This is a genomic window from Gelatiniphilus marinus (assembly GCF_042684345.1).
Classification (GTDB): domain Bacteria; phylum Bacteroidota; class Bacteroidia; order Flavobacteriales; family Flavobacteriaceae; genus Gelatiniphilus; species Gelatiniphilus marinus.
Map to the genome: position 1 here is coordinate 72,371 of NZ_JBHULK010000003.1, position 20,383 is coordinate 92,753.

Below are 20,383 nucleotides of genomic sequence, written 5' to 3' on the forward strand. Positions count from 1 at the left end.
GGAATCATTATGAAAGAAGGAATCGCAGGAAAAATTGCCAAAGTCTTTATGCAATCCAAATTAACAGTACTGTTAATGATTGTGTTTATGGTGGTTGGTGTTTACAGCTCATATTTAATTCCGCGTGAGGAAGAACCACAAATTGACGTGCCTATGGCCGATATATTTGTGGGTTACCCAGGCGCAAGTCCTACCGAGGTAGAATCGCGAGTAATTAAGCCTTTAGAGCAATTAATTTCGAATATTAAGGGTGTAGAATATGTGTATTCTACCTCTATGAAAGAACAAGGGATGGTAATCGTGCAGTTTTATGTGGGTGAAGATATTGAGCGCTCATTTGTAAAGCTATACAACGAAATAAGCAAGCACATGGATAAAATGCCGCAAGGTGTTACCATGCCTTTAATAAAAACGCGTGCCATTGACGATGTGCCGATGTTGGGTTTAACACTTTGGAGCGAGCACTACGACGATTACCAATTAAGCCAAATGGCGCAAGAACTGGAGTCTGAAATTAATAAGGTTAACGACGTTGCCATTACCCATAAAATTGGAGGAAGAGACCGTCAATTACGTGTAGTTTTAGATAAAAGCAAACTGGCTGCTAGCGACTTAGATTTCTTGTCGGTTTCTGAAATGATTAAAGCTAACAACAGCCAATTAAGCTCTGGAAGTTTTGATAAAAACGACACGGAATTCCTTGTAAATACTGGCAACTTTTTAGCTACTGTAACCGATGTTGAAAACTTGGTGGTTGGGGTGCAACAAAATCAACCTATTTATTTAAAGCAAGTGGCCAACATTATTGATGGTCCAGAAGTACCACAAAATTACGTGAGTCTCGGCTTCGGGAAAGGAAGCGTGAAATCTTCAGAATACAAATCGGAATACCCTGCTGTAACCATTTCTGTTGCGAAACGCAAAGGTGCAGATGCTATGCAAATAGCAGAAGTAATTATCGATAAAGTTGAGCATTTACGCGCTACTTTAATCCCAGACGATGTTCATGTAGAAATTACAAGAAACTATGGCGAAACGGCTTCGCAAAAAGTATCAGAACTATTACTGCACCTCATAGGGTCTATTATTGCGGTGACTATTGTTGTGATGTTAGCCATGGGGTGGCGCGGCGGATTGGTAGTGTTTTTATCAGTGCCAATCACCTTTGCCTTAACCCTGTTGAGTTATTATTTAATGGACTATACCTTAAACCGAATTACCCTTTTTGCTTTGGTTTTTGTTACAGGAATCGTGGTCGATGACTCGATAATTATTGCCGAAAACATGCATAGGCATTTTAAAATGAAACGCTTGCCATTTAAACAAGCTGCTTTGTATGCCATTAACGAGGTGGGTAACCCAACCATTTTAGCCACTTTTACCGTAATCGCTTCGGTATTACCTATGGCTTTTGTATCGGGTTTAATGGGACCTTATATGGCACCCATGCCAATTGGCGCATCAATCGCCATGATTTTATCTCTGTTTGTCGCTCTAACCATTACACCTTATTTAGGCTTAATTTTCTTGAGAGAAAAAGACAAAAAGAAAACAGAAGAAAAGGAAGAAAAAGCCATAGAGCACACGCTTATCTACAAAATATACAACAAACTTGAAAGACCATTATTAGAAAACAAAGCAAAACGTTGGATGTTTTTAGGCGGAACCTTTGCCGTATTAATGGGGACTATGCTGTTGTTTTTAACCAATTCGGTAGCCGTAAAAATGTTGCCTTTTGATAATAAAAATGAATTCCAAGTAGTTATCGATATGCCAGAAGGCACCACCTTAGAGCGTACTGGTGTTGTTGCTAAAGAAATTGCGCAATACTTAGCCACAAGGCCAGAAGTGGTGAGTTACCAGAATTATGTTGGTACCTCTGCGCCTATTACGTTTAACGGTTTGGTGCGTCATTACGATTTACGTGGCGGAAGCAATATGGCCGATATTCAAGTGAACTTAATTGATAAAAGTGAGCGCTCTGCACAAAGTCATGATGTCGCTAAATTATTACGTCCAGATATTCAAAAGATTGCTAAGAAGTTTGGTGCCAACGTTAAATTAGTCGAAGTCCCACCAGGACCGCCTGTACTATCTACCATAGTTGCAGAAGTTTACGGACCAGATTACGAGGAGCAAATTAGAATTGCCGATAATATTCAAGATATTTTAAAAAACACAGATGATGTGGTTGATATCGACTGGATGGTTGAAGACGACCAGATTGAATACCAATTCGAAATTAATAAAGAAAAAGCCATGTTGTACGGCGTTGCCCCGCAACAAATTGCTTACACCATGAATATGGCCTTATCTAACAGAGCCATCACGAATTTATACGATGAAAATGCCGTTAATCAAGTAGGTTTGGTTTTAGCTTTAGATGAAAAAGAGAAATCGACTATTACCGATATTTCTCAATTAAACGTAAAATCGAAGCAAGGGAACATGATCCCTATTGCCGATTTGGTGGACATCTCTCAAACTACGGCTGCAAAGAGTATTTATCGTAAAAACCAAAAACGTGTGGTTTATGTCATGGCCGATATGGCTGGAGAATTGGAAAGTCCTGCCTATGCTATTTTAGGAATGGAAGATAAATTGAAACAAATTCCATTACCAGAAGGCTACGAGCTTAATGAAATGTATTTAGGTCAACCAGATTACGAAGATAACTATACCGTAAAATGGGATGGCGAATGGCAAATTACTCTAGAAGTATTTAGAGATTTAGGTATTGCCTTTTTAGGTGCGCTTATATTAATTTATATTTTGATTGTAGGCTGGTTTCAAAACTTTAAAGCCCCAATTGTTATGATGGTGGCAGTACCATTGTCTTTAATCGGAATTATTTTAGGACACTGGATTATGGGTGCATTTTTTACAGCAACATCATTTATTGGAATGATTGCCTTAGCGGGAATTATGGTTAGAAACTCGGTATTGCTAATTGACTTTATCAATTTAAGAACCGCAGACGGTGTACCCCTTAAACAAGCTGCCATTGAAGCTGGCGCAGTGCGTACAACACCTATTTTATTAACAGCAGGAACAGTTGTTATTGGCGCATTTGTAATCTTGTTTGATCCCATTTTCCAAGGTTTAGCCATATCTCTAATGGGAGGTACTATTGTTTCAACGGTATTAACCTTGTTGGTTGTACCATTAGTGTATTATATGATAGAGAAGAAGAATTATAAATAATCATTTTTCCGGCAGATTTCAGAGATTCACGCAGCAAAAAAACACAATCTGCGTTATCTGTGAAATCTGCGGAAAACAAAAAATAAAGAGCATATGAAATTAGTTATAGTTACCTCAGTCGAAGCCTTTCAAAAAGATGTTTTAAAACTCTTCAAAAATGCGAATATCCACAACTTAAGCAGCTCTGATATTGATGGTTATAAAAACGGATCGTCGGTATTAATGGCTTCAAGCTGGTTTCCTGGTCAAAAATTTGGTGATGAATCACGTTTGTTTTTCTCGTTTACAGAAGATGAAAACATTGATGCATTATTTAATTTAATCAAAGAATTTAATGCAACTGTAGAGACTAATAATGCGGTTAGAGCGGTTGTAGTTCCTATTGAAAAATTTATATAAAACAAATATTAATCTTAAAACAAATTAAAATGTTAAATACATATTTTAGAGTTATTGTTGGTTTCATGGTCTTGTTAAGTGTGGTATTAACCACTTTTGTTCACCCCAATTGGATGTGGTTTACGGTGTTTATAGGTGTGAATTTAATTCAATCGGCCTTTACAAAATGGTGCTTATTAGAAACCATTTTAATGAAACTTGGCGTTAAAAAAGGTGGCGGAAGCTGTGCTGTACCAACATCTAAAGACAGTTAAACTAAAACATATTTTATTACATTAATGTCCGATAAAAGACATAATACCGCTTCGCTTTTAGGCATTAGAACCAAGACTAGATTCTAACTAACTGATTGGCAAAAGTGAATTGATTAATAAAACATCTCATCGCACTCTTTATAATTCTTTTATATAAACAAGGTATCATTTTAAAAGACACGTCAAGTTCTTTATTTAAAAGAGATTAACGATTATAAAACATTTTTAGTCGGACACTAATGATTGTATTAGTTATTATCATTCTTTATGATGAATAAAAAAGCTAAGCATTTCTTTAAAAAAAATGCTTAGCTTTTTTTAGTTCATAGTTAAAACTTGCACTCATAAGACCTCACAGGTTTTTGAAACCGGTGAGGTCTATAAAAAAACTCAGCTTTTTCAAGCCGAAGTAAACTAAAAGATGTACTCTTAATTCTCTACTAAACTAAACGCCCCTTTAGCTAGAAATTTAGTGTTTTCAGAAAAATTATCAATATTCTCTATTTTCGAAAAACCTTCATGACTCGCTATTACCTTAACTTTTTCTTGACTAAAATAGTAGGTATCGCCTTCTTTCTTATTCAGAACTAAAACATAAGACGTGCCATCGACTTCAATAACAGATTCGCTTGGTATCGCTTTCGCGGAAGTTGATGCTGTTACTATTACCGCTTCTACAAACATACCTGTTAAAAAGTTGTGATTGGCTTCATCATTAATATGTGCATGCACCGTAATGGTTCTATTGTCCATAATAGTGGTGCCCACTAAATACACTGTAGCTTTAAATGCTTCTGTGGAAACCTCAGGGATTTTAAAAGTAATCTCTTGCCCTTTTTTTACTTTCATAATATCTTTTTCAAAAACCGAAAGCTCCAAATGGATATGCTTATTATCTATAATTTCTAAAATCTCGGTTGCTGGCGACACATACGCTCCTTTTGTAACATTTATTTTTGTAACACTACCAGAAACAGGTGCATACATATTAACGACCGAACTGATTATTCCGGCCCTTACTTGTGATGGGGAAATATTCAACATTCGCAATTGTTTTTCCAATCCCGTATGTCTTGCTAAAGCACTTTTATAATCACTCTCTGCTTTAAGAAAACTTTTCTGAGAGGTTATGTTTTCAGCTTTCATGGTTGTTTGTCTGTCGTATTCCGATTTTAAATACGTAAGCTGTCCATTAACCTCCATATACTGCTGTTGCATACTAATAAACTCAGGGTTTTCTATGCTTAATAACACCTGTCCTTTACGCACTTTATCACCCACAAGTAATGGTGCTGTTTTAATATAACCACCCATGGTAGCACTTACCACTGCCCTATTTGCTGGTGGCACATCAATCATTCCGTTTACATTCACAAGGGTTGGAAACGGCTTTTCTTCAAGCTGAGCTAAACTCATGTTACTTTGTTGAAATTGCGCTTGTGTGACTTGAATATGTTCATTTTCCGTAGCCCTATCGTCAGACTCGTTTTCTGTAGATTGACTGCTTTTTTCGCCACAACTAAAAAGGGTAAAGATCAAACTTAAAAGGACTGTTTTATATAGAATATTCTTCATGATTGTTTTTTTATAAGGTTAGGTAATTTATAGCAATAACGGTTTGATTGTATGCACTTAACTCGTCCAGATAACCTAATTTTATCTGGTAAGCACTTTCTAAACTTTGAATGTATTGATAAAAATCAATTTCACCGTTTTCAAAACTGCTATGTGCGGTTTTTAAAATTTCTTCAGAAAGTGTATCGCCTTCATTTTCATAATAGTACAAAGCCTCTTGAAGCTGAGACAAAGCCAACTTAAGCGCATTAAACTTGGCGTTAATCTGAATCTCGTAGTCTTTAGATTCTGATACAGCAACCTGTTCAGCTATTTTAGAAGCTTTAATTTTAGAGGCTTGTCCGCTAAAAAACAAGGGGATTTTTAAACCCAATTGGTAGCCGTACAAATGGCCTTTTAATTCTGAATTGGACCCCTGAAAATAATTAAGGCTAATGTCTGGCAGCAATTGTTGTTTTTCAAAACGACGTTCGGCTTGCAACAAGGCAATTCTATTTTGATAAAATGCCGTTTCTGCACTGCCGTTAATTTCTAAAGTCTGTAGTGGCACTTTTAATGAAGGCTGAGAGGCAATAACCAGTGCTTCATCTGCTTGAACAACTTTTATAACATTTGCATAAGCGGCTGTAACCTCTTTTTGTGCTTGCAAATAATTTAGATTAATTTGTTTCTGCTTAGAGGCTGCGGTAATCTTCTCTAAATAATTGGTTTCACCCAATTCAAAACGTCTAGCTGCAATTTGAGAAAAGTTAGTATATAAACTGTCTAGCGTTTTATAGACTTGTTCTTTTTCTCTAGCAATTTGATAGTTGTAATAAGCCGCAGTTACCTCTCGTTTTATGGCTTTTTCTTCAATATCATAACGACTTGATGTGATATTATAACGCGCTTTATTCATCTTCTTTTCTGAAAAATAAACCGTTGGGAATTTAAAGTCTTGCTGAATCCCGAAAATTTGAAGCGGTTCATTATTCACCGCTAAATTATTTTCATCAAACTCATAATACACTTGAGTTTTATCGAAACTAAAAGCCGAATTAATTAAAGCATCAAATTGTTGTGTTTCCAGTCGGTTTGCTTGTAATCCCGCATTATTCTCAATTGCTAAAAGTATTAAATCGTCTAAAGTTTGAGGGTTTTGCTGCGCCATTGCCGGTATTGAAAGTAATAAGGCTACGACACTTAGCCCCACAATATTATTTTTATTCGTACGTTTTTTATCTTCTTTAGGCGTATTAAAATGGGCATATAAGACCGGCAATACCACTAAAGTTAATAATGTAGCCGTAAACACGCCACCAATTACCACCGTTGCTAAAGGGCGTTGCACCTCTGCCCCAACATTGGTTGAAACCGCCATAGGCAATAAGCCCAGTGCTGTGGACGATGCTGTTAATAATACAGCGCGTAATCTATCTTTTGTACCTTGTTTTATTAGGGCGTCCATACTTTTAAATCCTTGAGTTTTTAGTTCTTTAAAATGTTCAATTAAAACGATACCATTAAGCACAGCGACACCAAAAAGGGCAATAAAGCCAACACCTGCCGAGATACTAAAAGGCATATCTCGAAGCCATAACAATATGATACCACCTACAGCTGCTAGTGGAATTGCCGAGTACACAATAAGTGCTTCTTTAACCGATTTAAGCGCAAAATACAATAGCACAAATATTAAAATAAGCGCTACAGGAACAGCAATCATTAATCTTGCTTTGGCACTTTGTAAATTTTCAAACTGGCCGCCGTAAGTAATGGTATAGCCTACAGGTAGTTTTATATTGTCGTTTATTAAGGCTTGCACATCGTCTGCAACCGACTGTAAATCGCGGTTACGCACGTTTATACCTACTACAATTCGTCGTCTGGTATCATCGCGAGAAATTTGTGCAGCTCCAGTTTTAAAACTAATATCTGCTAATTCGCTTAAGGGTATTTTTCCGCCGGAAGGCAAATCGATATACAAGTTTTTTAAATCCTCAATACCTTGACGTTTTTCTTGTTCTAGTCTTACAACCAAATCAAAACGTTTTTCGCCTTCAAAAACACTTCCTGCGGTTTTTCCAGCAAATCCCATAGACACCATATCATTCAGGTCTTGAATGTTAAGTCCGTATCTCGCAATTTTAGAGCGGTTGTATTGTACGCTCATTTCTGGTAATCCTGCAATTTTTTCGACAGATATATCTGCAGCACCAGCAACACCTTGTATTAGCTCACCTATTTCACTTCCTTTTTGAGCTAAAATTTCTAAATCGTCACCAAAAATCTTAATGGCTATATCGGCACGAACACCAGTAATAAGCTCGTTAAAACGCATTTCGATAGGTTGTGTAAATTCGACTTCCATACTGGGAATAATGGCCAATGCTTCTTTAAACTTATCGGCCAACTCATCTTTTGAAGCCGCCGATGTCCATTCGCCTTTAGGATTTAACACAATAATAACATCGCTCTCTTCCATAGACATCGGGTCTGTTGGCACCTCGGCAGCACCAACACGGGTAACCACTTGATTAACTTCTGGAAACTCTAAAAGTATCTTTTCAATTTGGGTGGTTATTTCTACCGTATTACGCAGTGAGGTTCCTGTTTTTAATACGGGTTGAATTACAAAATCGCCTTCATCCAGAGTGGGCACAAATTCACCTCCCATAGTTGAGTATAAATACACCGAAAATCCTAATAATACAATCGCAATACTTAACACTAACTTTTTACTACGCAATGCCCAATCGATAACCGGATCGTACCATCTAGTAACCCATTTCATAATCCTAACAGCGATGTTTTTATCTGTGGCCTTAGAAGGTTTTAAAACCAAAGATGCGACCACCGGAACATAAGTAAAACAAAGTATCATGGCGCCAATAAGTGCAAAACTAAAGGTGAGTGCCATAGGTTTAAACATTTTACCTTCTACGCCGCTCAATGATAAAATGGGAATAAACACAATAAGAATAACAAGTTGCCCGAAGATGGCAGAATTCATCATTTTTGAGGTCCCCGAAAAGGTGATCTTATCTTTTAAACTTTGTCTTTCAATTTTAGGTAATGCGTTAATAGTTAATTTTTGCTTTGTAATTTTAAAAGCCACAAACTCTACAATAATTACGGCTCCATCAATGATAATACCAAAATCTATAGCCCCCAAGCTCATTAAATTGGCATCGACGCCAAATAGGTACATTAAGGACAATGCAAAAAGCAAACACAAAGGAATAATGGAGGCTACTACAAGGCCAGAACGCCAATTACCTAGCAGCAATACCACTACAAAAATCACGATTAAACAGCCTAAAACCAAATTTTCGGTTACCGTATAAGTGGTTTTATTTATAAGCTCACTTCTATCCAGAAAAGCGTTAATAAAAACACCTTCTGGTAGAGATTTTGATATCTCATCAACACGTATTTTAACGGCATCGATTACTTTTTTGGAGTTGACATCTTTAAGCATCATAACTTGCCCGAGAACCTTTTCGCCTTCACCGTTACCCGTAATCGCGCCAAAGCGTGTAGCCCTACCAAAACCCACTTGTGCGACATCTTTTATGTAAATTGGCATGCCGTTGGTGTTTTTTACCACAATATTTTTAATATCGTCTAGAGACGTGATTAGACCTTCGCCACGAATAAAATAGGCTTGATTTACTTTTTCAATATAACCGCCACCAGAAACACTGTTATTCATTTCTAAAGCCGTAAAAATCTCGCGGGCAGAAATATTCATCGCGTTTAATTTTTCGGTATTGATGGCGACTTCGTATTGTTTTAAAAAGCCACCCCAAGTATTTACCTCAACAACGCCAGGAATACCAGAAAGCTGTCGTTTAACCACCCAATCTTGAATGGTACGCAAATCTTCAACCGTGTATTGGTCTTTAAACTCTGGCTTTACATCTAGAATGTATTGGTATATTTCGCCGAGCCCTGTGGTAATGGGGCCCATTTCTGGAGAGCCAAAACCTTGGGGGATTTTTTCGGCAGCCGATTTAATTTTTTCAGCAATAAGTTGTCGGGGTAGATAACTTCCCATATCGTCTTCAAAAACGATGGTGACCACCGATAATCCAAACTTTGAAATGGAACGAATCTCGATAACACCCGGCAAGTTCGCCATTTCTAACTCCACAGGATAGGTAATAAATTGCTCCATATCTTCGGTGGAAAGATTACGAGAAGTGGTAATAACCTGGACCTGATTGTTGGTAATATCTGGTACAGCACCAATAGGGATTTGCGACAAAGAATAGATCCCAAAACCTATAATAAAAGTGGTGAATAGAAGAACAATAATTTTGTTCTTTAAACTAAAATTTATAATATATGATAGCATGTTTTCATAAAATAATCAAGGTTAAAGTGCCCAAACCACCATGATGTGATTAAGGAACAAAAAAGAATAAATCTGCGATTATTTATGAAAGCCGAGGCGGCTGAAAAAGGTTATCTGAATGCCATGAAGAAGATGGTGGCTGATAATAAAAATGATGTTTTCTAAATTCTGAAAACTCCAAAGTTCTGAATCCGTTTTTATTGGTAAACTGAAAAAAATAAGTCATAGAAGCCACATGAGTTTGCTGCTTAAAAGGAAGCTTTTCGTGGTCTTCTTTTTCCTCTTGATGATTTTTGTTATGTTCTGCTTTTAACTCGCCATAATGCTTAGAAATAAACATGAAAAGATTGTCGCCATGCGCTTCATTATGGAATTTAGCATGCTCGATAAACTTGTCGATTTGAGATAAATCGCTAAGGGTTATACCAAAACTTTGTATTAGTATAATTAAGGATAACGCTATGGAACTAAATTTAAACACTCATGTAAAGATACTAATTTTATAGGATATGAACACTGGATTGATAAAGTAGGTTTTTAGATGATGTAAAGTTTTTTTTAAATATTATCTAATACAATTGGTTTTAAAAGTAGCAGATTTTTTATCAAGGTTTATTTATTAAAAGTAACGCTCCAAATACCTCTAACTTGACTAACCTCATACCCTATGGCTTTGTCTTTTGGATACATAGCCTTTAATTTATTTGCAACAGGTGTTTTAATAGTTTCGTTTGGTTTTCCATGGCATTGTAAACACATAGTATTTGTAACAATAGGGTAGTACACGTGTACTTTGTCTTGCTCTTCTTTTACAAAAGGATTTGGTTCTTGATTGTTTGCAACAACTTGTTTGTAGGTTTTAATGTGTTTTAATTCTTGTTTGTTAGCTTGGTTGTTGGGGTTTCTGGGTTTGTCTGATACGCGCTTTATTATAGCATTATGTACAACAGACATACTATCGGTTAGCGGGTATGCGTTTTCATTACAAAATAATAAAGCATCTAAAGTGCCTTGTTTTTGTATGGTACCCATTAGGTTTTTACCCAAAACTGTTTTTGTGCTAAGCGCGTATTTTAAACCTCGTTCTGCGTGCGGTAATTTTTCAAAGTTGGTTTCTGCTTGTTTTTTATACTTGCCTTTTCTGCGTTTATTGCCTTTTCCATCATGCATGCCTCGTTCTTTGTTATAATGATCTTCAAACCATTCGGGTTGCTCAATATCGTAGTCAAACATATAGTCTGCAATTTGTTTTATGGTTTTTTCAGGATATGGTGTTTTTGGCATTATGCCAAAACGCTTTATTGCTCCGGGCATTTTTGCATCGTTTGCATTTGGGTTTTTTATCCATGCTTGCATGGCTTCTATAAATTCTTCTTTAGTGGTGGTTGCGTTTATGTAGTGTTTTTTTATGGCTATCATTGGTGGTCCAATTCTGTTTTCGTGGCTAGCCGTAGAGCTATGGCAAACATAGCAATTGATTTCCATTAATTTTTTTCCTGGGTGCGTTTGTTCTTTTTCGGTTTTTTCAACAGAAACATAATTGGTTTTTTTAGAATTATTACAGTTAAAAACTGTAAAGGATATAATAACCAGTGCAAATATTTTTATTATGTTAAAATATTTTATTTTATCAGTATTGTTTTGCTTTGGCTTTGATTTAAAAAGAGATGGGATTAAAAGCATGATTATAGCTCTGTTTTATTTTTAAAACAAAGCTATAGTTTAAAACTAATATTTTTAGTAACATTGGTTACATATTGATTGTTTTTTAGCTTCTTAAAAAGAAGTTGTTTTGTAAAATGAATAAATGCTTGGGTGTAAATTATAATTTTCTGCTAATCGTTAAACCATCTCGAATAGGTAAAACAACGGTTTCAACACGTTTGTCGTGTTTTAAAAGTTTGTTGTATTCTATTAAAGCAGGCGTAGAAGTGTCTTCTTTTTTAAAAGTAATGTCTAAAATTTTACCACTCCACAATACATTGTCCGATAAAATAATGCCACCCGTATTTAACTTGTCAATTATAGTGTTGAAGTAGTTTGAATAATTTTCTTTATCAGCATCAATAAAAACCAAATCGAAAGTTTTATCAAGCTTCGGAATAATATCTAAGGCATTTCCTAAATGCTGAACGATTTGATTTCCAAAGTCTGATTTATCAAAATACTTACGTTGAAAATCTTGTAATTCCTCGTTTATATCAATGGTGTGAAGTTCTCCTTTAGCTTGTAGGCCTTCGGCTAAACACAGTGCAGAATAGCCTGTGTAAGTGCCAATTTCCAGTATGTTTTTTGGGTTTACTAATTTTGATATCATGCTTAATAAACGGCCTTGATAGTGGCCACTAAGCATACGGGGTTGCAATATTTTTTGATAGGTTTCTCTGTTGAGCTGTTGTAATAATTCAGGTTCGTTTTCTGAATGATTTACAACATAATCGTCTAAATCGTCTGGTATAAAATGCATTAACTTAAAATTCTTTTTACTAAATCTTTTTTAGCGGTTTGGTTATCGCCACACAACCATTGGATAACATTGTCTTCCCAAATGGCGTCGCGTTCAGTTTCGTTAATAATATTACGCTCCATGGCTAAATCTAAAATTTTACCGGGGTATGACGATTGTTTGGCACTTTCCATTTCGCCCAACGGATAGGGGTCGTCCAACCCCATAACTACCTGCTTCGAGCCTTGATTTTTTATTAGCAATTCCAACCCGCCGGTATCGTGTACCAAGGTGTCGAAGAAAATATTTTTATGCCCCACAGCTTTTCTGGGGTGGTGTTTGCCCACAAATAAATCGGGCCTGCCATCAAACCCTTGAATACGTCGCCCTAAGTTAATTTGTGCCAATTGGCCGCCATGCGCAAAACAAGTTCTCATGTTCGGGTATTTCTCCTGATACCCATTTAAGGTTAAAAAGTGATAGGCATCGGCACATTGCGCCAGCATCCAAATTAAATGAAAACGCCACGAGGTATTTTCTAATTTTATAAATTTTTCGCCATCGTAGGGATGGATTTCTACGGCTAAATTGTACTTGTTTGCCAATTCAAAAATAGGTTCGTTTTCCTCATCAAAAATACAACGCCACGTACCAATGGTATCCATATAATGGGTTGGCAAACAAAGCAATTGCATGCCATGGGTTTCCACGCAGCGCTCAATTTCCCAACAGGCACTCCTAACAAAACCTGGATGAACCACAAAACCACAAGTAAATTTATTGGGGTTTTCGTGCTGTATTTTGGCATTGAAATCGTTTTGAAAACGCAATGCTTGCTTCATTTCTTCAACACGTAAACCATTGCCGTACAATTGCGATAAATTTAAAACTACGGCATGGTCAATTTTGTTGCGCTCCATCCATTCCAACTTATCGTGCAAAAAGAAACTGGAATCGGTTACGGGGCGGCTCCAATCTTTCTGGAGCATATATTTCCTGTCCTTATCTACCCAAAAAATGCCTTTTTCGCGCATAAAATCTGGTATTTCCTCAGGATAAGGAAGTAAATGGGAATGGCCGTTTATACGAAGTTTGGGCTTTTTCATGTATGTGTTATTGCGAGGCTTTTACCTTGGCAATGTTTTTAATTTTATAGATTACTTCGCCATACCTTCTCGTAATGGCGAATATATCATTTTTAATCAATTTTCACTTTCTTTGGCGGTTGCATAACTTCCCCACAATTGGGGCAAGAACGTTTGTTTTCGTCGCTGTAATAATTATCGAAAATTTTAGGCATATCTGTTTCAATATTGTCTAGTTTAAAATCTTCTTCATATAATTTTGTGGTGCAATTTTCGCAAAACCAAATCAATGCATCCTGCACCCCTTTTTCTCTGGGATACTCAATAACCAATCCCACCGTATTGGCACTACGTTGTGGCGAATGCGGTACTTTTGGAGGTAATAAAAAAATATCGCCCTCTTTAATATGAATGTCTTTGGGCGTGCCTTTGTCAATAATTTTAAGCACGATATCACCTTCAATCTGATAGAAAAATTCTGGTGTTTCGTTATAATGATAGTCCTTTCGGTTATTTGGTCCGCCAACCACCATCACAATAAAATCGCCATCTTTCCAAACCACTTTATTGCCCACAGGTGGTTTTAATAAATGTCTGTTTTCTTCAATCCAAGCTTTAAAATTTATGGGCGGATATACTTTGCTCATAGTTATGTGTTTTGGGCGTTACCACGAGGGTCAGGCTTTCGGCAGTCGCTCTCTGCGAGGAGCTCCAACAAATGCCTCAATCCTTAACGCAAATTAGTTACTAATATACGAACAGCTAAAATTTTATTAAAACTATCGTAGTTAAATTATTATAAAGATTTTGTGCGCCCACCATCAACTGGAATGTTAATGCCGTTTACATAACTAGCACAATCACTAGCTAAAAACGTAATAACGTTGGCGGTTTCTTCGGGTTTTGCAAAGCGTTTTGCAGGCGTATAATTTTTCATTATTTCTGCCATATCCTCAATACTTTTGTTTTCGTTGGCAGCTTTAATTTTAATTATTTCATTTAAGCGCTCAGTTTCTGTAAAACCTGGCAATACATTGTTTACGGTAATGCCAAAAGCACCAACTTCAGTGGCCAACGTTTTACTCCAATTACCAACAGCACCTCTAATGGTATTGCTTACACCCAAACCCGGTATTGGTTCTTTAACCGAGGTGGAAATAATGTTAATAATTCTACCAAAACCAGTTTCTTTCATAAACGGAATTGTAGCTTGCGCTAAAACATGATTGCATTTTAAATGTTGAATAAAGGCTTTATCAAATTCTTCAAGTGCTGCTGTTAAAATAGGGCCACTTCTCGGGCCACCAGTATTATTTATAAGAATATGAAATCCGTGATTTCTCTCCATAAACTTTATAACCTGCTCTTGCAAATCTCTTGGGTTAGAAAAATCTGCTACAATATAGCTGTGGCTTTTAGTGTTTGGTAATTCTGCTAAAACCGCTTTTAGTTTTTCCCTGTTTCTTGCAGCTAAAGTGACGCTTACACCTTCGGCAGCTAATGCCATAGCGGTTGCTTTTCCTATGCCTTGTGTGCTTCCGCAAACTAAGGCGTTTTTATTGTTTAGTTTTAAATTCATAATAAGCCCTTACAAATCTCCCATTTTAATTGCGCTCAATTCAGGCTTGGGGAGTAACTCAAAGCGGGAATTTGAATTCTTGTTAATTGTTTTATTACGTAGTTCCTGCTCTTTGGAAAATATAAGATGAGCTATCTTAATGCAGGTCTGCAATTCTATCGTCTTCTAAAATAGCTTCGGTTTCTTGTTTTACTTTATCTAAAATCGTTTTTAAATTGTTTTTTGTTTTATCTAATTTAGTCGAGATTATTCCGTCTGATAATAAATTTAAAATCGCTTTGTCTTGTGCGCGTCCTTTCAGCATGGCTTCGTGGTATCTAATATCTTCATTAAAGGTTACCAAGGCATATTTTGAAGCATACTCATCTGGAAAATGTTTTTCTAAAAGCATTTCTAATTTACGCTTTTTTTGAAATACGGGATTTGCTGTGTGAGATTTCATTTCATGGAAATTATCAATGGCTAAATCTGCAATGGCATCGGTATCTTTTTTGCGTGTTTTTTGGTAGGCTTTAAATGTGGCTTCCCAACTTTCTAAATTTTTTTCTAATATTTTATCAAACTCAACCACATCCTCAAAGGAGGCATTCATGCCTTGTCCGTAAAACGGCACAATAGCATGAGCCGCATCGCCCATTAAAAGCGTGTTGCCTTTGTAATGCCACGGCGAGCATTTTACGGTGCCTAAGGGTGATGTTGGGTTTTTAAAAAAATCATCAATTAAATTGGGCATTAAAGCTAAAGCATCTGGGAATTCTTTTTGGAAAAATTTTAGCACAGCTTCTTCAGTAGTTAAGTTGTTAAAATGGTATTCGCCTTCATCGTAACTTAAAAATAGGGTTACTGTAAAACTGCCGTCTAAATTGGGTAAAGCGATAAGCATAAAACTACCGCGAGGCCAAATATGAAGCGCGTTTTTGTAAGTTTTATAATCGCCATTTTCCTTAGGATGAATACTAAGCTCTTTATAGCCGTGTGTTAAATAATCTTGTGAAAAGCTAAATAAAAACTTTTTGCCTAAATAATAGCTTTTTCGCATGGCTGAACCTGCACCATCGGTAGCAATAATAACATCGGCATCTTCAACAAATTTGTCTTTGGTTTTGTAATCTTGAAATAGGGCTGTAGTATTTTCAAAATCGACCGATTTGCATTTTTTGTTGAAATAAATAGAAACATTTTTATGTTTTTCGGCTTCGGTTAACAGTAATCCGTTAAGTTCGCCACGAGAAATGGAGTTGATATATTCATGTTCTCGCCCGCTATAATTTGATAAATGTGTGTTGCCTGTTTTATCGTGAATCATTCTACCATGCATAGGAATACAAAGTGCTTTTACTTTATCTTCAATTCCAACCAATTTCATGGCTTTAATACCGCGGTTTGAAAGGGCTAAATTTATTGAGCGACCAGCAGAAATATCGACTTTGCGTAAATCTGGACGCATTTCGAAAACGTTTACTTTGTAGCCGCGTTGTGCTAAGCGTAAGGCTAGGAGTGAGCCGCAGAGGCCTGCGCCGATGATTAGTATGTTTTGTTTTGTTTCTTTCATTTTTGTCATTCCTGCGAAGGCAGGAATCTTATGGTTATAGTTGTATTTTCTTTTTATCTGTTCATTTTTGTCTTGATACACTACTGAATTTAAAATATTGTTTTAAATGAAAGTATATTGCGTAGCAAAACCAAAAAATCAAGTCCAAGCCGAGGAATTTTTAAGTTTTTCAAACTTAAAACCGATTTGAAAACTCCGCATCGGACTTTGTCCTTCTGTTCTCGGAGCTTTTCTTCATCTATTCTGCGCCTTGGCATTCAATTCTACGAATTGATTTGGGACTTGACTTTTTGTCAATTTGATTTTTAGTTTAAATGTTATCAGTAATACTCTTTAATTTTTCAACCAAATTATAAACATCTTCAAACGAATTATAAAACGGCACGGGTGCACATCGAATTACATCGGGTTCTCTCCAGTCACTTATAACACCAGCTTCGGTTAATTTGTTATGTAAATTCTTGTCAGCATTTTTAACTTGAATGGATAGTTGGCAACCACGTTCTTTTGGATTTCTTGGTGTTATAATTTGTATAGTGTCTTCGCCTAATTGTTTTAAAAGGAACTCAAAATAGCCTGTTAGTTTTTTAGATTTCTCGCTTAGCTTTTTTATGCCAACTTCGTTAAACATATCGAGTGATGCCTTAATGGCAGCCATCGATAAAATGGGCGGATTGCTAAGTTGCCAACCTTCTGCACCAGGAAGCACATCAAATTCATTACGCATGTTAAAACGCGTTTGTTTGTTGTGGCTCCACCAACCTGTAAAACGGTTTAGGTTTTTATCGTGAGCATAGCGCTCGTGCACAAAACAACCCGCTAAACTTCCTGGGCCAGAATTTAAGTATTTATAAGTACACCAAACGGCAAAATCTGCTCCGGAATCATGTAAATTAAGCTCAACGTTTCCTGCGCCGTGGGCACAGTCAAACCCTACTTTACAACCGTGTTTATACCCGAGTTCTGTAATTTTTTTTAAATCGAAATATTGCCCTGTGTAATAATTAATACCGCCAATCATAATTAAAGCTATCTCATCGCCTTGATTTTCAAGAATAGTTTCCAAATCTTCATAGCGTAAAAGAGCTTCATCTTTTCGGGGTTTCCATAAAACTAATCCGTCTTTATCATCAAATCCATGATGACGTAATTGCGATTCTACTGCAAATTTATCAGACGGAAACGCATCACTTTCAATAAGAATTTTATAACGTGTTTTTGTGGGTTTGTAAAACGAAACCATCATAAAATGGAGGTTGGCAGTAAGTGTATTCATTACAATAACCTCAATGGGTTTTGCGCCCACCACGTTGGCCATACTTTTGTTTAAAAACTCATGATATTGCAACCATGGGTTTTTAGCTTCAAAGTGCCCTTCGACCCCTAAATTTGCCCAATCTTCAAGCTCTTGATTAATATATGCTTTTGTAGATTTTGGCTGTAAACCAAGTGAGTTTCCGGTCATGTAAATTAACGCATTTCCGTGTTTGTCTTTTGGGATATGAAATTGATTTCTGTAATGCGACAAGTCATCTTTTCGGTCTTGTTCTTTAGCGTAATCGGCACCTGTTTTATAATTGTACAAAGTGAAAGCGTTTTAGGTTTCTAACAAAAATAAGCATTATAAATTTATGAAATAACCAATAAATTAGTCTAAAAGACAGCACGTTTTTTTTTGTATATTTAATGAAATTTATGAGTTATGGGGAAAAAAAGAGAATATTCAAACGGCGAAGTTACAGTGGTTTGGGAAGCTAAAAAGTGTACCCATTCGGGGATTTGTGTAAAAGGATTGCCAGAGGTTTTTAGACCAAAAGTACGGCCCTGGGTTAGAATTAACGCAGCCACAACCGAAGATGTAATTAATCAAGTAAAACGTTGTCCTTCGGGAGCTTTAAGTTTTTATATGAATAATGAAGAGGTTGATGATAAAGCTACAGCGATAGAAACCAAAGTTGAGGTTTTAGAAAACGGGCCATTATTGGTTTACGGCACACTTAAAATTATCCATACAGATGGCAGCGAAGAAACTAAAAATAAAACCACTGCTTTTTGTAGATGTGGTGCCTCTAATAACAAACCGTTTTGCGATGGTGCACATGTAAAAGAAGCTTTTAAAGGTTAAAGTTTTAGTATTCCAATTCTCAAAATAAGGTTTGCTAAAAAAGGAAAAAGCGTTTCAATGATTAGATTGAAACGCTTTTAATATATATAGGCGCATAAGCGGAAAAAAACGATTTATACTTTATATACGCACTTGGTTGTAATTTAGATGTTGAAATTACAATCGCATCAAAAAAATATTATTCCAATATTACTTTTACATTTGTAAAATTAAGATTCCAATCTTCGTTTTGTTTTTTATGTTCTAAAGCTATTTTTATACCGTTAAAATCTTGATGATTTTCAAAAGTGTTAATTATAGATGCTTCTTTTTGATTACTTTTTCTATAAATCCATTCTTTAATTAAATAATCATCATTAAAATAAATATCATAAGCATCACCTGGTGTATAGCCACCATTATTCGAGTAGGTAAGTGTAATTTTATGCATTTCAATGTTGCTTATTGGTGCTTTTTCTTTTACGGGTTCAGATATTGTTGTGCCTGCATCCCATACTAATTGAAACGGTACTAGCAACCAAAATTTATCGTTTATAAAACCTTGGTCTGCTTTAAGGCTTGTGCTATCTACCATGGTTCTATTGTATAAAATCGTGTCGTTATTGGTTATCATAGTAACTGCATCTGTTTTTGGTTGCCAGCTCCATGCTCTTTTAAAGTGGCTATTTCCTCTATCTACATTAAACGTAAATTGAATTTCAGAAACGTTTTTCCAGTTTTCAAAACCATGGGCATTTGCTATTTTTTGGGCAATAGAAAGCGCTGTTTTGTTTTCATTTTTTTGTTTGCAACCAACAAAAAGTAATGCTATAAGCGTGATGTAAATGAAGTTTTTCATAAATTTAGATTTTAGCAAATATATCATTTAGATGATGACAAACAACAACAAATATTTTAAAACCAATAAAGCCACTTGGAACCAAAAAGTAAAAGTACATGCAAAAAGTGCGATGTATAATTTAGATGGTTTTAAAAAAGGGAAATCGTCGTTAATGCCTTATGAATTAATTGCTTTGGGTGATGTAAACGGAAAATCCTTACTGCATTTACAATGTCATTTTGGGCAAGATACGCTGAGTTGGAGCAGAATGGGAGCAAAATGCACGGGTGTAGATTTAAGTGATGAAGGTATTAAATTAGCAAAACAATTAAATGAAGAATTGAAGCTTGATGCCAAATTTGTGTGTTGCAATGTTTTTGATACTTCTCGGTTTGTAAAAGATAGCTTCGAAATTGTTTTTACCAGTTATGGCGTTATTGGTTGGTTGCCCAATTTAAAACCTTGGGGCAAAATGATTGCGGAGCGTTTAAAAAAAGGCGGTACGTTTTATATGGTTGAATTTCACCCGATAGTTTGGATGTTCGATTATTTGGAAAACAAGCCCGTAATAAAATATGGATACATGCAAAACGATGTTATTTATGAAGAATACCAAGGTACTTACGCCAACCAAGAATCGAAAATGATTAGTAAAGAATACGGATGGAACCACGGTTTGGGCGAAATAGTTTCGGCTTTAACCGAAGCGGGTTTGCACATTGATTATTTAAAAGAACACCACGAAAGCCCTTATAACGTGTTACCAGATTTAGTTGAAACCCAAACCGGAATGTTTGTTACAAAAGATAAATTATATCCTTTAATTTTTGAGCTGAAGGCGAGTTTGTTATAATTGATTTAAAAGTTTTTTTTCGAATGCGTTAACTTAAAATGCAATTGGTGCTAGTGTTTAGCTTAGGTTGCCCAATTTATTTCGGTACTTTTTTTCATTAAAACATATAGGAGCAGACCATAACAAAAAAAGAGACCATCTAAAAAAAAAAG

16 protein-coding genes are annotated in these 20,383 nt (G+C 36.0%); 5 read left to right on the forward strand and 11 right to left on the reverse strand.

From position 1 onward, the window contains the following. Nucleotides 1–9 precede the first annotated feature (9 nt). From ACFSQS_RS09100 to ACFSQS_RS09110, 3 genes are all read left to right on the forward strand, one after another. Nucleotides 10–3,204, forward strand: coding sequence for an efflux RND transporter permease subunit (locus ACFSQS_RS09100; protein WP_388017436.1), 3,195 nt, complete (start codon nucleotides 10–12; stop codon nucleotides 3,202–3,204). A gap of 93 nt (nucleotides 3,205–3,297) precedes the next feature. Beyond that, a complete protein-coding gene (locus tag ACFSQS_RS09105) occupies nucleotides 3,298–3,603 on the forward strand; it encodes a hypothetical protein (protein WP_388017439.1) in 306 nt (101 codons plus the stop codon). A 29-nt stretch (nucleotides 3,604–3,632) separates the two neighbouring features. Then, nucleotides 3,633–3,857, forward strand: a complete 225-nt coding sequence (locus ACFSQS_RS09110) for a YgaP family membrane protein (RefSeq protein WP_153266774.1) — start codon at nucleotides 3,633–3,635, stop codon at nucleotides 3,855–3,857. Between the two features lie 429 nt (nucleotides 3,858–4,286). Here the strand turns inward: ACFSQS_RS09110 and ACFSQS_RS09115 are convergent, their stop codons facing one another. From ACFSQS_RS09115 to kynU, 10 genes are all read right to left on the reverse strand, one after another. Beyond that, complete coding sequence (locus ACFSQS_RS09115) at nucleotides 4,287–5,432, reverse strand: efflux RND transporter periplasmic adaptor subunit (protein WP_388017442.1); 1,146 nt, start codon at nucleotides 5,430–5,432, stop codon at nucleotides 4,287–4,289. A gap of 10 nt (nucleotides 5,433–5,442) precedes the next feature. Beyond that, on the reverse strand, nucleotides 5,443–9,771 hold the full coding sequence (locus ACFSQS_RS09120) for a CusA/CzcA family heavy metal efflux RND transporter (protein WP_388017445.1): 4,329 nt from the start codon (nucleotides 9,769–9,771) through the stop codon (nucleotides 5,443–5,445). An 82-nt stretch (nucleotides 9,772–9,853) separates the two neighbouring features. Continuing rightward, nucleotides 9,854–10,252: a hypothetical protein gene (locus tag ACFSQS_RS09125; RefSeq protein WP_388017448.1), complete on the reverse strand. Its 399-nt coding sequence runs from the start codon at nucleotides 10,250–10,252 to the stop codon at nucleotides 9,854–9,856. Between the two features lie 131 nt (nucleotides 10,253–10,383). Continuing rightward, nucleotides 10,384–11,454 (reverse strand): c-type heme family protein, encoded by a 1,071-nt coding sequence (locus ACFSQS_RS09130; RefSeq protein WP_388017451.1) that lies wholly within the window; start codon nucleotides 11,452–11,454, stop codon nucleotides 10,384–10,386. A gap of 139 nt (nucleotides 11,455–11,593) precedes the next feature. After that, entirely contained in the window at nucleotides 11,594–12,238 is a 645-nt protein-coding gene (locus ACFSQS_RS09135) for an O-methyltransferase (RefSeq protein ID WP_388017454.1), read from the reverse strand. Beyond that, nucleotides 12,238–13,323, reverse strand: a complete 1,086-nt coding sequence (locus ACFSQS_RS09140; RefSeq protein WP_388017457.1) for an amidohydrolase family protein — start codon at nucleotides 13,321–13,323, stop codon at nucleotides 12,238–12,240. Before ACFSQS_RS09140 ends, ACFSQS_RS09135 begins: the two co-directional genes overlap by 1 nt. Nucleotides 13,324–13,415: 92 nt before the next feature. Next, the gene (locus ACFSQS_RS09145; protein WP_388017460.1) at nucleotides 13,416–13,949 is read right to left on the reverse strand and encodes a 3-hydroxyanthranilate 3,4-dioxygenase; all 534 of its coding nucleotides are present in this window, start codon (nucleotides 13,947–13,949) and stop codon (nucleotides 13,416–13,418) included. Between the two features lie 149 nt (nucleotides 13,950–14,098). After that, the gene (locus tag ACFSQS_RS09150) at nucleotides 14,099–14,881 is read right to left on the reverse strand and encodes an SDR family oxidoreductase (protein WP_388017463.1); all 783 of its coding nucleotides are present in this window, start codon (nucleotides 14,879–14,881) and stop codon (nucleotides 14,099–14,101) included. A 136-nt stretch (nucleotides 14,882–15,017) separates the two neighbouring features. Then, nucleotides 15,018–16,433 (reverse strand): FAD-dependent oxidoreductase, encoded by a 1,416-nt coding sequence (locus ACFSQS_RS09155; RefSeq protein ID WP_388017466.1) that lies wholly within the window; start codon nucleotides 16,431–16,433, stop codon nucleotides 15,018–15,020. Nucleotides 16,434–16,743: 310 nt separating this feature from the next. Next, complete coding sequence (gene kynU / locus ACFSQS_RS09160) at nucleotides 16,744–18,018, reverse strand: kynureninase (RefSeq protein WP_388017469.1); 1,275 nt, start codon at nucleotides 18,016–18,018, stop codon at nucleotides 16,744–16,746. Nucleotides 18,019–18,135: 117 nt separating this feature from the next. Here kynU and ACFSQS_RS09165 point away from each other — a divergent pair, with 117 nt between their 5' ends. After that, on the forward strand, nucleotides 18,136–18,558 hold the full coding sequence (locus ACFSQS_RS09165) for a (4Fe-4S)-binding protein (protein ID WP_388017472.1): 423 nt from the start codon (nucleotides 18,136–18,138) through the stop codon (nucleotides 18,556–18,558). A gap of 178 nt (nucleotides 18,559–18,736) precedes the next feature. Here ACFSQS_RS09165 and ACFSQS_RS09170 read toward each other — a convergent pair whose 3' ends face one another. Continuing rightward, on the reverse strand, nucleotides 18,737–19,396 hold the full coding sequence (locus ACFSQS_RS09170; protein ID WP_388017475.1) for a hypothetical protein: 660 nt from the start codon (nucleotides 19,394–19,396) through the stop codon (nucleotides 18,737–18,739). A 34-nt stretch (nucleotides 19,397–19,430) separates the two neighbouring features. On the opposite strand from ACFSQS_RS09170, the gene ACFSQS_RS09175 reads away from it, so the two are divergent. Then, nucleotides 19,431–20,231: a class I SAM-dependent methyltransferase gene (locus ACFSQS_RS09175; RefSeq protein WP_388018293.1), complete on the forward strand. Its 801-nt coding sequence runs from the start codon at nucleotides 19,431–19,433 to the stop codon at nucleotides 20,229–20,231. The last annotated feature ends 152 nt before the right edge of the window (nucleotides 20,232–20,383 follow it).